This window comes from Moritella sp. 24 (assembly GCF_018219155.1).
GTDB lineage: Bacteria > Pseudomonadota > Gammaproteobacteria > Enterobacterales > Moritellaceae > Moritella.
This window is the reverse complement of the sequence record NZ_CP056123.1, coordinates 2,682,978-2,699,101: the sequence shown is the minus strand read 5'-3', so window position 1 is coordinate 2,699,101 and position 16,124 is coordinate 2,682,978. Positions and strand designations below refer to the sequence as shown.

The following is a 16,124-nucleotide window of genomic DNA, read 5'->3' as shown; positions in this document are numbered from 1 at the left end:
AATAATATACGCCTGTTTATACAGGCGTTTTTTTTGAGGGTATAAAATGGCATCTTTGCATTTCAAATTTGCAGCAATGAATTCGGGTAAATCAACACAATTAATCCAAGCTCACTTTAACTATATTGAACGTGGAATGTTCCCATTAGCGATGACACCTGAGTGTGATAGTCGTTATGGTAAAGGTATTATAGGTGCGCGTGTAGGATTAAAATTAGAAGTTGATGTATTTGATAACGATACCAATTTATTTACTACCCTAGAAACACGATCGAAAGAGCAAAAAATTGACGTATTCATTGTTGATGAAGGGCAGTTCTTATCTCGAGATCAAGTCTATCAATTAGCGAGTGTTGTCGATCTGTTAAATATACCTGTTATTGTTTATGGGCTAAAAACAGACTTTAAATTAGAAATGTTTGAAGGTTCATATCACTTGATGTGCCTTGCAGATAAAGTCGAAGAACTTAAAACGATTTGCTGGTGTGGTAATAAAGCCCACATGAATGCGAGAGTGAGTGATAGTGGCGTTGTATTGAGAGAAGGCGAGCAAGTTGCTATTGGTGGTAATGAACTCTATGTATCACTATGCCGTAAGCATTTCATGAATGGTAAAGCGAGCGCCTGAACAAACTAGCGAAGATTTAGTATTTCTAAATCAGGTTGGTTAATATCGTTTAGTACAATTTCGGGTTCTGCAAATAGATATCCCTGAAAATATTTACTTTGGAGCTTTTTAGCTTGTTTAAACTGCTCCTCTGTTTCGATTTTTTCTACTAATATACTAATATTATGTTTCTCTAATAGCGGTGTTAACACTTTAATCTCTTTAAAAGAGGTGAGGGTAATATCAAACTTGATGATATCTACAATGCTAAAAAATGGCAGCCAATCTTCAGAATAAATAAAGTCATCAAGTGCTATCGTAAATCCCACATCTTTTAATTTCTGTAATGCCTTTAATATTGCCGGAGTCGGCGGAACATCCTCAAGTACCTCAATTACAATAGGTTTATTTATTAATTTATTGGGTAAACCATTTAGAATTGATTTTTCGGTAAAGTTAATAAAGTAGGGCTTGTTATTAACGAGTCTATCAATGTTTGAGTTTAATAAGTGTTCGTGGACTAATCGTTCTGTGGCTATTTCGGCATTGATAACGGGAAATGTATTTTCTAAACTATCACGATATAAAAGCTCATAAGCGACCACATGGCGTGCACTATTTAGGATAGGTTGTTTGGCTATATATGCGCGCATAGAGACTACTTTATGGATCAAGACATCTATAAGCTTATGCCTAAATATCAAAAAGGCTAACTGTTTAGGGAATTATAGGTAAAACATCAGGGTTGTTTATGATGTTTTACCTCATACTCATGTTGAAAGTTTAAACCAATGAAGCAAGCAATACCGTCATACTCTGATAATCTATGGCGGTATGTTGTTTCTATTTTTGATTAAATACTTTCGTTATTTTATTCAGCTCTACAACATCCGCAAATGGAATATTCTGATCTGGGAAGGCTGCTTGCACTTTACTCGTTAATGGCTTCGAGAACGAGCGGTAGTTAATTTTAGCGACAACTGTGATTGGATAACTTATATCCTCAGGTAGCTCAAATGATTCTACGCGTGTTTCATCGGGAGAAATACGAGTATCAGCTAGAATTTTTTCTACGCGCCAGAATTTAAGGCCCACAGGTTCACCGTGCATGTAACCGGATTTTTTAGCGAATACACGACTGTCTTTTGGTAAGTAACCATCATTAAGCTGACCACTGACTAGACGTTCAACACCTTTACTGTCAGTAACGACTAAATCAACCCAAACTTGACGGCGAGCACCACCTGGCATTTTATGACCGGTATTGTGATTCGTTACTTTAACGTCGATACTACGACCATCTTCGCTCGCTTCAACATCAAGTAGCAGGGCGTTACGTAAAATATCACGACTGAGTTTACCGTGTTCTTTAGAGCGCATATCAGAGAAGTAGTAATTACCACCAATAAAGTTATGCGCGATTAAGTTCGGTTTAATAGGACCATTATCAGTTGCTTGACCTGGTGTTTTCTTATCAAAATCAGTCATTTCCATACGCATGTGGCAATCGATACAGGTTTTGTTCTGTTCAGGATTGTCTGGCGCATTAAACTTAGATGCTTGCCATTCACCGTAGTTATTATTTACATTAGCACCTTGGCCTGGGGTGAATTCATTATGGCAGGTCGCACAGTATAATGAGCTCTTGTACAGATCTGGCTTTGAATAGCTGTCTTTGTGCTGCTGTGGTGAAGCATTTATTTGTGCTTCTGCGATGAATTTTAATGCTGGATTACTCGAAAATTCAAACAAGTACTCAGCACGATCCTTTAAGTTAACTGTCAGGTCGGTATTACCGCCAGCATCTTCTGCCTTGGTGATACGGTGACAGAACACGCAACTTGTTCCTGTCTCATCAACTGGCAAGCCTTCTTTAAGCGCATCACGCAGTGATTGACCTTCTTTCTCATACATATTACTAAGGTGAGTCAGTGGTGCGGTATTGTTGTTTAGAATCGTTTGCGGTGCATGGCAGCCTCGGCATAGATTTCTAAACGGTTCACCTTCAGCTTCTGCTGCAAGATTCTCTTGGAAGCGATAGTAAGGACTATCCATGTGCATCCCGTGGTTAGAATTAGACCATTGCTTGTAAAGGGTGCTATGGCATGATTCACAACTTGCAGAGTTCAACCATTCCGATTTGTGAGTGAACTTACGGTCATCATCGAAGCGTAACCAGGTTGACAAATACGGTAAGTTTTCTTTCGTTGTCACGTACAAATTCAACGCTGACATTAAGCGCACAACATCGGCAGGTGGGGATTTTGGATCTATTTTTGGTAATTCTGGTTTTTTCGGATCTGTGCCCATGCCACCTTGGGTTTTTTGGATCATATCAATATAAGCCTCGATAGGATCACCCGCAATCATAGAGGATAAGCCAATGTGACCAGTCATTGCATTTACTTTAACGTCTTTAGTACCGTCAGCTAATAAGTATTTGTTAGTAAAGTTAAAGCCGTCAACATGGCAAGAGTTACAGCTCATCCAGAAATCACCTGACATGGCGCTGTTTTCAAACTTATCGCTATTAGCAAGGTTAAACAATGTTTTACCTAAGCGTAACTCTGGTGCGATAGGGTCCTTGCTAATTAATTTCGCAAATTGTGCGTTAGCCAGTTTAACTTTAGCAAAAGGACCTTGCCCACTAATATCAAAACTAACTAAGTCGTGAGACATGGCATTTTGAACATATAGCGTGCCATCTTTTGCGATCATGCTGCGTGGGTTTGTTCCCGGAATATGACGATAAATTTGTGTCGCTTTAACACCACCTTGCAATTTAGTACGGCGGTGACGTTTAGACTTTTTACCAATTTTACCTTGGCGTGATAGATCAAACACTAATAAATCTTCTGAACCCGAGAGAGTAATAAATACTTTTTTACCGTCTTCTCGGAAAGCCACATCATGTGGGTTGGAGATAATACGTGTGGTGTTATTGTTCTCGATGATGTTAATTTGTTTGAATAGTTGCTTACGTTTATCAACTAATTCTTTTTCTTTACCCGGCGTTAGGTCAAGTAAAGATATTGTTGGAAATACAGTCGATTGAAAATGAAAATCTTGCGAAAACGACCATAATACATGGGGGAGCCAAGCTTGCGTACCGTCGGGTGATATTGCAATGTTATCTAAAACACGTGGTTTACCCTGCGGTGTTGCACGGGATGCATGTTGTGCTGTATCGGCAAGTTGAATGACTTTTTTTAATTGTAGCGTGTTTAATTGTGAATTAGCTGAACGGGTATTATAAATAGACACTTGTCCCGTCATGCTGTGCGTAACGAATAAGCGTCCATCATCAGCGAGGGCTAGGCCACGGGGCGTATCAGCCGTTTGAGTCGTTGCTGTAATTTCACCATCGGTCGAAAGCGTTAATAATGCTTTTTCTTCAAATAATGTAACGTAATATTGCTTATTATATTCGTCATAGACAATGCCGAAAGGGCGATCGCCCGTTTTAATTGTTTTGATTAATTTAAGGCTTTTAGCATCAATTAAGTAAAGTTGATTCGCAAGATAATCGCTGACGAGCAGTTGGTTGTTAATCGGATCTAATGCAAGACGGCGTAAGTCTTTCCCTAATGTTTGTTCTTTTAATAACTCGCCACTTTCTGCGTTGAGAATACTGACGCTACCCGCATCCATATTAGCACTGATAAACTGCGTTTTATCTACAGACAGCAGTAAACTGTTACTTTTTGTATTGGCATAAAGGGAGTGGCTTGCTAACAATAGCAACGCGCATATTAATTTAGGCAAAAAATTTATGTTCATAGATTACAGCATCTTGATAGGGGGAAGGGTATTACGATTAAGAATTGTTATCATTATATCTGTTTGAGATAAGAGTGCAATATTTGCGGTTATGTTTGACGGCTAAAATGATTAAGATCAAAATAATAGAGGTATAAATCTCTTTCGCCAAGAAATCGTCCTTTAAATTGCTTAACTGTCTTTTCGTTATTCAGCTTATTACTACTCAGTCGCCAGTAGCCTTGCTGTTGGGCTTGGTAGTTACTGCTGCTTTGATAATGGCGATCTAAAATTACGTGCTGCGGTAAAGTATGACGCAAATTATCAATATTATAATTACTGATAATAATTTGTTGCTCATCCATCGTATTAAAAAAATGACTCGCTTGTGATACTGGCGCATTTTTTTGAACGGTGAATTGATTGAGGCTGTGATAACCCAGAGTGATAAATAATATAATACTGATCGTGTATAGCATTGGGCGAATGCGTTGTTGTTGATAAAAGTGTTCGACTAGTTGAGCCGTAATAATGGGTAATAACAAACTGAAAACAGCTAAATGACGAATGTTTTCTGGATTTTGTCCACGGATGATCCATGCAAACCAGCAGCAGGCTAGTATACTGAGTCCACGCGTTTTTGGTACGTATAGCCCTATTAGTAAACTCGTGGTTAATAATATGAGCCCTAAGCTTGAGTAGGTATCCGTTAAGGTTGTTAGCCATTGTTGCAATAGGGAGTCAGGTGAACTTGTGGTATTTCCCCAAATAGCAAAGTGACCTTGGGTAAAACGTTGACCTTCTTCAATATATGCCCAACCATCTTGCATAAAAACGTATCCGGCACAGAATAACCCGACGACAGAGATGCTTAATAATTGCCATCCTAGTCGCTTGTATCGTTGCCGTTTAGCGTGAAAAGCTAGTTCTAAAACCATTGCACTGGCCACTAAAGGTAAATAAGAGGGGCGAGTAGCGAGGCATGCAGCCAATAATAAACCACTCATTAACGCTGAGCATGTATGTTTGGATGCGGACTGAGAAATAGGGTGTGTGTAAAGGTGTGTTTGCAATAAATACAAGCTAAAGAACCACAGCGCAGTTGCATCAGACAAGCCATTAAAGGCTAACTCAGCAATATTGCCTTGCAGTAGAAAAAGCAAGACAGCAAAGAGTGCAAATCCTTTTATGTGCATGCATCGATGGCAATAAACAAAGACGCTCACGGTTAAAGCGATAGCAGATAGAAAGCTTAATAAGACATTGCTATTGGGGTGTGAACTTATTGCAGCAATGATACGTTCAAACCAAACAAAACCGGGGTAGCCCGGGAAGTGTGGGCTGAATTCTAATACGGAAAAGTAAGTTAATGCACGCTGAAAATAGAGCGCATCATCACTGCTAATATCAAAACTATAATAATTAAGTAAACCAAAATAGCCTGCAATACAAGCGATTAAGCTAATGCAGGCTATTAAATCAGAATACCAAGGCTTACTGAGTTGGCGCATCTGGCAATATAAATTGTAATGCAGTTTGTAAATCGGTGCGGAATGCAATAAAGCGTGTTACGTCTGCTGGCTTTTGACCTACACCAAATACACCAGGATTACCGATAGACGCAAGTGCGCCTCGAATAGCGGTATCAGCCTTTTTACGATTGTCAGCCGTTAGATCTGCGGCAAGTAAATCAATAAACAATTTACTTTTGACTACTAATACTTTCGCCACTTGATAGTCATTGATGTTTTGTTCTGCACCTTCAAGACGACGCATTACTTCTGCTTTTATCGTGGTGATGAGTGCGGTGGCGACACCTTGTTGGTCTTTGTTGGTGATTGCTGTTTGCATTTGTTCATCGACAGCAAGCCCATGGTGCTCGTTAAAATAAACGAACTCTTTCTGCATCGAATCATAGGCAGTTTGTACAGCACTATAATCATTTGCCGATAAGGCTTTTAATAAGGCTTCTCGACCCTCAATTAATGGCTCTTTACCCGCCGCGGCATAAGAATAAGCAAAACTTTGCGCACTAAATAACAAGACAAAAAAGCTTAAGATAAATGCGGTTAGATTGGTTCTGGTTAGTTGTTTAAGCGACATTTTTTCCCTCTGGTGTTTTTTTATCATCCATAATGCTTTGTACTTCAATCACTGTTTTTTCGTTACGGTGATCGAAGATCTGGCGGCGGTTATCTTCACCCTTAATAATCCCTTCTGCCGCCATCAAGCCCATTTCCATCGCAGTATCAGTAAAGATGTAACGGAAAGTACCTTGGCGACCTGTCATCACTAAGTTGTCAAATTGGTTAAGATGAGTGATTGCACGTTCACGTTTAGCGTTATAGCTTACGTCCATCATCGGATAAGCGTATTCGGTATATGTGGTAAAGAATTCACCCGTACTTACATCTGGCACATCAAGATGGTTTAGATCTTCTTTTACGCGTTTTAATAGTTTGTTGTTATCCATGTTCCAGACGTCATCGCCCTTGTCGCACGGGATCTCGATCATGACTGATGTTTGACCTTTTGGTGCCATGAATGGTGAACGACGGCGAGGCTCTTGCAAGCGAGTACCAAGTAATTCGGGATCAGACAGGTATTGCCACGTGTTCTGCGATACGTTTTCGGTCGCCATTGGCATGTTGAAGAAACGAAGAGAACGGTAAGTTAGACCTGAATCGAAGCCTGTTAATGTACAAACAACAGGTAAAGGAATCGTACCGACGACGTGATCACATTTAATTGACAGCGTTTCTCCATTAAGTTCATAGGTGACGGCATCAATGTTGTGTTCACTACGTTGCAACGCAGTAATGTTGGCGCCTTGCACAATCGTTACACCTTGCGCTTGCAGTTTTTCAGCAAGTTTGGTGTACATCTGGCCAAAGCCGAGCTTAGGGTAACGATATTTCTTCGCATAGGTACGTGGTGTTGCACCGCGAGTTGGAATTAAGCGTCGTGCCACATCTTTTAGATCTAATAAGCTGATGCGTTGCGATGCCCAATCAGCAGATAGTTGACGTGGGTCGATCCCCCAAAGTTTACCTGTATAGCCTTCGAAGAAATTTTTGTATAAGGTTGTACCAAAACGTGTTTCAATCCATTCTGCAAAGTTACTGGTACTTTGCTCACTTGGGCGTTTTTGGAAGGGTAGTTTGAATACCAAATCGACAGCTGCGCCAGCTAATAAACTGAGCGGTGCATTACGTAATAAATTACCAATCGCAAGTGGATAGTTGTAGGTACGCCCTTTAAAACGGATCACACTAGTACGTTCTGCATAGAGCAGATCATCAGTCATTAATTCATCGATAAACTGTAATAATTTCGGGTTTTTAGTAATAAAGCGATGACCACCGTAATCAAAGCGGTACTCACCTTTTTCACCTTGGAAAGTTTGCGTTGCGCACATGCCACCAACAAACTCTTCACGTTCTAGGATAGTTACTTGGTAACCGGCTTGATTAAATTCCCATGCGGCCATTAGTCCAGCAGGACCTGCGCCTAAAATTACAATTTGTTTCGACATTATCTACTCAATGATTAATATTTTTCATATGCGGGATCTAACTAGGTTAGTACTATTCAGATCCGACACTCTTTTATTTTTAAGTTAAGCTTCGGCTGTTTTAGCTGGTACTTGATATCCACGATGCCAAAGTACAGAGAATATTGCTAAATAAACGAACCAAACCACAAGTGGTAATAAATTTGGTGATGAATTATAACCAAATAAAGCACGTAAGAAAGTGCCGAATACACCTTGGTCATCAAGGATATGGCTGATATCAAATACGGCTGTTTGGAATACTGGTAGTATGTCTGCACTTTGTAACATGTTACTCGCAGATGATAATAGACCTGCGGCAATAATGATAATTAACAAGCTTGTCCACTTAAAGAATGCTTGTAGCGGTACTTTACGTGTGCCGCGCATTAGTACGATAACGAGTACAAGTGATGCAATAAGACCTGCACCAGCACCAATCAAACCATCCTGTAGTGAAAAGTCACCTTGTCCTGAGTACATTAAGGCAGAGAAGAATAATACGGTTTCAAATCCTTCGCGCATAACCGCAAGGAAGGCTAAAAAGATTAAGCCAAAAACGTTGCCTGTGGTTAATATTTCACGGATGTTGTTCTGCATGTTTGATACTTGGCTTTTCGCTTGGCGTTGCATCCAAATCGCCATATAAGTCAGCACCAAGGTCGCAAAGCCTAAGATACCCGCCATTAATAAGTTACGGTATTCATGAGAATCAAATTGGTCGACTACAAACTGAAAAATGAAAGCGACAATTAATGAAGCCACTAAGCCCAGGGCTACACCAATGTAGATGAGTTTGTTGTGTTTTGATTCACCAAGCTTGGCAAGGTAAGAAAGTATAATGCCAACAAGTAGGAAGGCTTCAAGTCCTTCACGAAAGGTAATTAAAAAACTGGCAAACATATTAAGACTTCCTAAAAAATTTGATCACTGTCCAGCGCCATGCATGACGAAGAACGAGAGGGGCAAGTAGCCACGAGCTGTAAAAATGAATATCTTGCATTAAAATACTGAAGTTATTACCTGTGTTTCCCCAAAAAGTAAGGTAAACACCCGTAAGGGTACAGGCAACGAGTAAGTATTCTATAATGGTACCGGTTTGGCGCAAGAATTTCTTTTTACTGTTTTGAATAAGGTTACGATGCGACAGCCAGAAACTACCCACGAAAACAGGAAATATACTAATACCAGCAAGCATGTGCATCAGTAATACGGTGCGCTCTATTTGCCATGGAATAGTAATAAATGGCCACAGTAAAAGTCCTGACAGGAACATCACATATAATATAGCTTCGGCTTTTTTATGATGAAAAGCGAGACGTTTAAAATGATTCTGTAAACGTGACCAGATGTTATCACCGGTTGGGGTTGCAACTTGAACTGACATGATAAAACCTTATTCATATCGACGGAATGAAAACGCAAAAAGGGCTGAGTAAAATCTCATCCCTTTTTTGCAACTTTTATTTTAATTTCGTAACACTTTCATTAATTAATACATCGAGATTAACTAAGTGTTACGAGATGGCTATCTATTGCCAAAAGGGTGAGACTAGTTTGCACTAACCGACACTTTTGCTGCCATTGTTTGTGCTGTACCGTATTTACCGCCAGCCGCTGTTACTTGTTGTACACCATCATTATCTGAATCGGTAGTTGAGCTGTTTTTCAGTAAGTTTTCACCTGAATCACCAACCCATTCTGATAACTGTTGGCCACCGTTAACTACTTTCTTGAACCAAGCTGTGTAACGCTCTGTTAAGTGTTGTAGTTCTAGCGCTGGTACGTGTTCGCCTTCTTCGTTAGCTAGGTGAAGCATTGTTTCACGTAAACCACCAGAAATTGCTGCAGCAGTTAACGGTGTGTGAATTGTTGCTTTACCTGGGGTTTGTGCCCAAGTACCTAATTTAGCATCGAACATGTTTTTCTCTACAGCTAGGAAGATAGAACGTGCCGCTTGCTTGTAAGAATCATCTTGAGTTGCAAGGTAAGCAGAAACTAAACCACGAATAGCAGCAAACTGTGCGTCAAGTGATTGGTTTTTATCTACTGATTTACCAATCGTCGCGCCATCGTATACTAGGCCGTTTTTAGCTACTAACGTATTAACGATGTAATCTGCTTGTGCTTTGATTAGACCAAGTGCTTGTTTACCTTGAGGAGTAGCTAGGTCAACATCACCGCCGTCTGCCGCAGCATAACCAACAGGTAGTGCATCTTGTGAACGTTGGTAAATTGATAGTGCTACGATGCTGTATGCAGCGTCAAATGTATCAACTTGTGCGTTTTGCTTACCGTCGAACTTAGTAACAAAAGTACCTGCTTTCTTGTTGAAATGTAGGTTTGCTAAGTTTTGGAACGATAGGTTAGCAACGTTGCTTGCAACAGAGAATGCATCGTCAGCAATGATATTGTTACTTGTTTTGTTATCGATGTTTTGTTTTGGTGCAGCAGCAAATGGTTTGCCGTCAAATACAGCTTTAAACGCTGGGTTTTGTGCAGTGTTCGCAGTACGTTGATCAGTGAATGCATAGAATTCACTTACTGGCCATAATAGCATCCACGTATCACGTAGTGATGATGAACCATCAGTTACAGATAGTTTGCCGATGTTATTTACGTTGTTTTTCTGTGTTTCTTTCACTGCTACTTTGTGTGCAAACCAGATTGGGTTTTTAGATGCATCGTAGTCAGGACCGAACTTAACACCTAGGTTCTTACCGTCAAAGCCAAGTTGCTGTTGCAGGATAAGTAGTTTGTCTAGTGACATTTCAGTTAAGATCATACCGTTGAAACCATCGGCAGCAGATACACCAAGACTGTGTACGCCATTTTGATCCATAGTGCTTGATGTGGCTTCAACTTCTTCATCTGTTGTTGTAACGTGCATGCCACCTAGGAAATCTTGTGACCACATAACTTCTTTAAGGAAGATGCTGCCGATTGCGCCTGGGTTTAATGCTTTATCGAAACTTGCGCTGTCCCATGCTAGTGTTTTGTAGTCACGGAAGTAAGCTGGAATCACTGTGTTGTGAACTGCTGCTTTACCTGTTGCAGATAATACTTCTAACGCTTCGCCATTCACTTTAGTAGTATCTACTTTACCTACGAACTCAGGGTTACCTGATACGTATGGTACAGAGATAGGGTACATGTTTAGTGGAATCTCTTCACTTGGGAAGCCTACAGCACCCGCAAGAGAGATGAAACGTTTACCTAAGTCAGCAAGAGAACCGCCGCGCGCTTGGTTAACTGGACCGTTTACTAGGTGTGGACCCATAGTAGACTGGTAGTTTAACGCGTACATCGCTTCTTCTGAGTACTCGTAGCTTTCAATACCTGCTGCATAATCGAATGCAGTTGGTTGGTCTACTTGGTTTGGGTCTAAAACGTCAAGGTCTAGACCTAGAGATTCAGCAAGAGGTTCGCCTGATAATTCAAATTCTGTGTATGCAAGAAAGTTTGCAGCAGGAGAAAGTGTTTTATCAAGAACTTTTACGTTTGCAGCTTGAGTTGTAAATGCAGCAGAAAGTAACGCAGAAGAGATAGCGAAGCAGAGGGCAGATTTTTTCACAGCAAATCCTTTTTATTTTATTATAATAGACTATGTCTTAATGAGAATAGTTCGTATTATCCATATAAAAATGTTTAATGCAACTCTAATTGATAATTATTACTATTTATAATGATCTAGAACAATCTGTTTTAAACTCGCGTAATAGTTGAACAAATTCTGCAGGAGGGCGGTCAAGATCGTCGTTGGGAAAGTAAATATCATAGCCAAGCGTATTGTGAAGATACTGCATTCGGTTGATAAACATGGCCTGTAATCCTTGATATTTATGGGTTACTTTTATATCAGGATAGAGCATGTTATCGGCATTACCGTAGAGGCTTGAGTTTGGATCTGTGAGCATAATAAGGGCTCTTTGTTCTAGCAGCATATGCGATAAAGTGGGCAATGATGCGCTATTAATAAGATGCTCCCGTTGATTAAGTCGAATACCGATATAAGGTAATTCTTTTAACGCTAAGCCATCATTTATCTTGGGGATATCGATGCGTTGAATATCTTGCCAGAGGATAGTAAAACCCCCTCGCGAAGTGAAATAATGCAGTCCTTCTTTAGTCAGTGAAAACCGGTAATACATGTCATTGATTTTAACGATACCAATGATGAGTAAACAAATGCCAATAATAAGCGAGCCTGCTAACAGGGGGAAGTAGAGGTAGTAACCGTTATCCGTGGAGGTTGTTAGTAGTGCGATGATACTACTGAAAATAAACAGCACTGCAACGATCGTAACCGTCACACCATTACGTTTTGCAATAGGGCGTATTAGCATAGCATTCCTCCTCGATGATGAGAGTGAGGGGGATGTTGTTACGTCACCATCATTGTCTCTTTTCTATTGGTAATAATAGTTCAAATATGACCCCTTTATCACCGGGTAAGTTCTTTGCTGTTATTTTCGCATGATGGAAATCACTAATGAGTTTCACTATATGCAACCCTAAACCAAGGTGGGGCGTGTCGGATTGTTGACGTATTGATACCATTGAATCAAATAGCTGCATGACATTTTGACTACTAAAGTGCGGCCCTTGATTTTCAATTGTGAGTTGTAATTGTTTACCTTGTTTGCTTAATTTAAACAAAATAGCATCTTTTGTAGGGGAATAGTCGACAGCGTTACTGATTAATTTATCAAGGAGCTGCACAATTAATTCGGGGGCTAGATTGATAGTATAATCGACGTTTTTTTCATATGCGAGTGTAAACTGATGGCTATTATAAATTTGGCGATAGGCCTCGGTTAGTTCTTCTAACATGTCTTCAAATGGCACGGTTTGAAATTGAGCGTATTCTAAACTTTGCTCTAGTTTGTTCGCTTCACTGAGTGCATTTAGTGTTTGGCTTAAACGATTTGTTCCTTGCATCGCACGTGTAAGGTATTTACTGGCTTCAGGATCTAAATTTGATAACTCTAAGTTTTCTAACGAGGTGCGAATAACGGCTATTGGAGTTTTAAGTTCATGGGAAAGTTTATCTGCTAATGAAGCAAGATAATCGGTGTAATTACCCTGATTCACCGTGAGTTGCTGCATTGCGCGGGATAGATCGCCTAACTCATCTGGTAGGGTACTGGCCTCTGGTACAGCAATTATCTTACCGTCATTATCAATTGCAGCACGATAGCTTTGCTTCATTTTAACAATGCGCCACGATAATAACGACGCAAAGGCGAATAAAGCTGAAACAATGATTCCGATGATTGTAAAGAGTAGAATCAGTAATTGATTTAACGCTTCACTTGCAGACAGCAGGCTTTTTCTTGAGTCTTGGACGGCCACAAAGTAATAGGGTTGGCTATTCACGGTAATCGTTTTACTGTGTAGTTGTTTATTAATGGGAGAATCTTGATACCAGGTTGTTTGTTCCAGCTGTTGTGGTGATAGCCAGCGGCCAAGATTTGTTGGTTCTTGCCAATAAGGTAATGCGTTAGAAGTAAATAATTTATTGTAAAGCATATTGCTTAGCCAAGATTTATCTTCTTGAATATCATCGAGGTCTGCATTTAGCTGTCCGATCAGCCAATATTGGCTGTTCAGTAAATAAAGGCTAAGACCGGGTTGTATATAGTCTGTGAATTGCTGATTTAAATTGGATTTTTCACGTACTAAACTACGTTCGTAAGTGGTACTTGGCTTTGATTTGAAATGTTGATTTTCTTTTTGATCATTAAGGATGAGATCAAAACCAATGGCGTTATTCGCTAAATTAATCGGTATGGCGATTTCAATATTATAGTGACCATCTCGCCATAACCAAGTGCCTGCATCTCGTCTTATGTCTTGGCTTATATTGTGCATCTCTACGCGACCGGAACCTTGCGGATTGATCTGCCATTGTGAAATCAGACCGGTATTATTGATACTGCGAATATTAAGCTGATCTGCAGTTTGGTGTGGTTGCATGGGGTTGTAGTAATGGGGTTCTAATGCAGAGGTCTGAATAAAGATATAGAGTAGTTTATTATTTGCCGCTAACTTAAATTTAACAGCTGTCAGCGCTGGTTCTTCAGTTCGTAATAGGGTTTCATTACCCGAGCTATTATTTGTATTATCATAGTTATAATTGTTGAGCTGAAACCAAGGTGTTGCAATATTTTCCCAATCACTTTCTTCTCCATCGAATCCATCTAGTAGCATTTTACTATCAGTGAGTGGAGCGTAATAGTTACCTTGACTGGTATTTAAGCTGGCATAATGTGATTGGCTAAGTTTTTGTTCAATTTGTTGTGCGGCAGCATTGAGTTGAACATCAAGTAATTTGCTGTGACTTTCACGTAAACTCGTTTCTAAGATGCTCACACTTTGGCAACCAGCCCATGGCAGTAATAACATTAAGCTGGCAACAAGTAGCAGTTGTGTTTTTAGGCTAAAGCGCGTTATCACTCGACAGTCCAGCGATAACCCATTCCGTAGGCTGTTTTAATCGCGTTAAATTCAGCGTCGATAAGATTAAATTTCTTACGGATACGTTTAATATGTGTCGTGATTGTATTGTTATCTAATACGACATGGGCGGCATCCATCAGTTGATCTCGATTTTTTACCTGACCGGGGTGTTTGGCAAGGGTATGCACAATCCAAAACTCGGTGAGGGTTAATATGACGGGTTGATCTTGCCAATATGTTTCAATACGTTCTATATTGATACGTAATGCACCGCGTGTCAGAACTTGTTCATCTGCCGATTGTGGTTTTTTTAATGCTTGAATACGACGGAAAAGAGCAGACACACGGGCTAATACTTGGTGGATGCTCACATCTTTCGTTAAATAATCATCAGCCCCTAGGCGTAGTGCTGATATTTCGTCTAATTCACTGCTTCGAGCCGTTAAAAATATAATGGGTAGTGTTTCTGAAAGTTGACGTAAGGTGCGACATAAATCAAAGCCACCTTCGTACTCATCTTGTAAACCAACATCGATAATGGCCATATCAGGTAATGAGATTGTAAAAGCTGCGAGTGCATCTTGGCGATTATGAAAGAGTGAAACGCGATAACCGATCCGTTGTAGTGCATCACGGTAGTTTTCAGCAATATTGATTTCATCTTCTACGAGGGCAATGTGTAATTGTTGTTTTATCATTCGGACGGACTCATCAATCGATAACAAGGGGATGCACATGAAGTGCTATGTTATCAAGGATAAAAATATTAATACAGCTTATTAGAAAGGCTGTATTAATATCACTCGTATGAATTTTTATTACTTAGCTGGTGGCTCGCTAATGAATGAAAGTTGACTTGATTGCAGTTCAGGCTTACTAATAATCTCACGTAGATTAAGTAGCGTATAGTAAGGTGTATCAACAACAGTCGTTGCTGCAATCATACTAGGAAGGTTGCCCGCAGGATCTAAGAATAACTGGTAGGTTACTTCAACAATACCATCATCCATCGGCGTGAATGTCCACGTGCCGTTAAGCTCTTTTACGCGCACGTAATCATTATCTTCTTCGACTTTTTCAAACGCTGATGATAATGATATCGTCACTGAATAATCACTGCTGTTTTGTTCGGTAACACTATAAACAACAAGGTCGCGATCTGTGACAGGCCAAGGAGCATTATTGATACTATAAGAATATTTTTGAGTATCAGATACTTCACTAATAAATTTGAAATCAACGCAGTTATGCATCCATTCGCACGCTAAATTTTCAGTATCGAGCAAGGTAACAAGCGCGCTGATTCGAGACTTCACATGTGTTGTACCTTTAAACTCTTTAAAGTCACTATCACTATTTGGTTTTAGTCGTGTGTACACTTTAATATCATTGTCTTCATCATGTTTTTCTAATTCCCATTCTGATGCAGAAACGCTTGTTGTACTCAGTAATATGCTAACCAGTAGTAATATGTAGTATTTCATTCCCGATATCCTATCAAATAATCAATTTATTGTGTGTAATGCCTATAAGTGAGTACACAGTGTTATATATTGATGAGTAAGTATATAGTCCTGCGAGCATACGAATATTTAAATTAGCAATTGTGATCGGCGTCGTTTTATTGAGAGTGACTTTATGATGTAAAAAGAAGTATTTATTGTTCTATTGCAGATATTTGAAATTGTAACCTACACTGTGAAACTTGTCATTCACAGTGTAGGTTTGAGCTTAAGAGTAGGG

General features: G+C 39.8%; 13 protein-coding genes. 1 reads left to right on the top strand and 12 read right to left on the bottom strand.

All coding sequences use genetic code 11. The annotated features are described in order from the left end of the window. Nucleotides 1-46 precede the first annotated feature (46 nt). Nucleotides 47-628 carry a thymidine kinase gene (locus HWV00_RS11935; protein ID WP_211681496.1) on the top strand — a complete coding sequence of 194 codons (582 nt, stop codon included), beginning with the start codon at nucleotides 47-49 and terminating at the stop codon, nucleotides 626-628. A 5-nt stretch (nucleotides 629-633) separates the two neighbouring features. Here the strand turns inward: HWV00_RS11935 and HWV00_RS11930 are convergent, their stop codons facing one another. From HWV00_RS11930 to HWV00_RS11875, 12 genes are all read right to left on the bottom strand, one after another. Continuing rightward, a complete protein-coding gene (locus tag HWV00_RS11930; protein WP_211681494.1) occupies nucleotides 634-1,260 on the bottom strand; it encodes an EAL and HDOD domain-containing protein in 627 nt (208 codons plus the stop codon). 190 nt (nucleotides 1,261-1,450) lie between these two features. Next, on the bottom strand, nucleotides 1,451-4,387 hold the full coding sequence (locus HWV00_RS11925; protein WP_211681492.1) for a multiheme c-type cytochrome: 2,937 nt from the start codon (nucleotides 4,385-4,387) through the stop codon (nucleotides 1,451-1,453). Between the two features lie 89 nt (nucleotides 4,388-4,476). Next, nucleotides 4,477-5,877 (bottom strand): hypothetical protein, encoded by a 1,401-nt coding sequence (locus HWV00_RS11920; protein ID WP_211681490.1) that lies wholly within the window; start codon nucleotides 5,875-5,877, stop codon nucleotides 4,477-4,479. Continuing rightward, nucleotides 5,861-6,469 carry a hypothetical protein gene (locus HWV00_RS11915; protein ID WP_255554516.1) on the bottom strand — a complete coding sequence of 203 codons (609 nt, stop codon included), beginning with the start codon at nucleotides 6,467-6,469 and terminating at the stop codon, nucleotides 5,861-5,863. Before HWV00_RS11915 ends, HWV00_RS11920 begins: the two co-directional genes overlap by 17 nt. Continuing rightward, the gene (locus HWV00_RS11910) at nucleotides 6,459-7,901 is read right to left on the bottom strand and encodes an FAD-dependent oxidoreductase (protein ID WP_211681488.1); all 1,443 of its coding nucleotides are present in this window, start codon (nucleotides 7,899-7,901) and stop codon (nucleotides 6,459-6,461) included. The genes HWV00_RS11915 and HWV00_RS11910 overlap by 11 nt, the downstream gene beginning before the upstream one ends. 84 nt (nucleotides 7,902-7,985) lie before the next feature. Next, a complete protein-coding gene (locus tag HWV00_RS11905) occupies nucleotides 7,986-8,822 on the bottom strand; it encodes an FTR1 family protein (protein ID WP_211681486.1) in 837 nt (278 codons plus the stop codon). Nucleotide 8,823: 1 nt separating this feature from the next. Then, a complete protein-coding gene (locus tag HWV00_RS11900; protein WP_211681484.1) occupies nucleotides 8,824-9,306 on the bottom strand; it encodes a hypothetical protein in 483 nt (160 codons plus the stop codon). Between the two features lie 165 nt (nucleotides 9,307-9,471). Next, a complete protein-coding gene (locus HWV00_RS11895; RefSeq protein WP_211681482.1) occupies nucleotides 9,472-11,493 on the bottom strand; it encodes a hypothetical protein in 2,022 nt (673 codons plus the stop codon). A gap of 106 nt (nucleotides 11,494-11,599) precedes the next feature. Further along, the gene (locus HWV00_RS11890) at nucleotides 11,600-12,265 is read right to left on the bottom strand and encodes a DUF2982 domain-containing protein (RefSeq protein WP_211681480.1); all 666 of its coding nucleotides are present in this window, start codon (nucleotides 12,263-12,265) and stop codon (nucleotides 11,600-11,602) included. 49 nt (nucleotides 12,266-12,314) lie between these two features. Then, the gene (locus tag HWV00_RS11885; protein ID WP_211681478.1) at nucleotides 12,315-14,378 is read right to left on the bottom strand and encodes an ATP-binding protein; all 2,064 of its coding nucleotides are present in this window, start codon (nucleotides 14,376-14,378) and stop codon (nucleotides 12,315-12,317) included. Next, a complete protein-coding gene (gene pdsR / locus HWV00_RS11880; protein WP_211681476.1) occupies nucleotides 14,375-15,079 on the bottom strand; it encodes a proteobacterial dedicated sortase system response regulator in 705 nt (234 codons plus the stop codon). Before pdsR ends, HWV00_RS11885 begins: the two co-directional genes overlap by 4 nt. Before the next feature lie 120 nt (nucleotides 15,080-15,199). Beyond that, nucleotides 15,200-15,865 carry an START domain-containing protein gene (locus HWV00_RS11875; RefSeq protein WP_211681474.1) on the bottom strand — a complete coding sequence of 222 codons (666 nt, stop codon included), beginning with the start codon at nucleotides 15,863-15,865 and terminating at the stop codon, nucleotides 15,200-15,202. Nucleotides 15,866-16,124 lie beyond the last annotated feature (259 nt).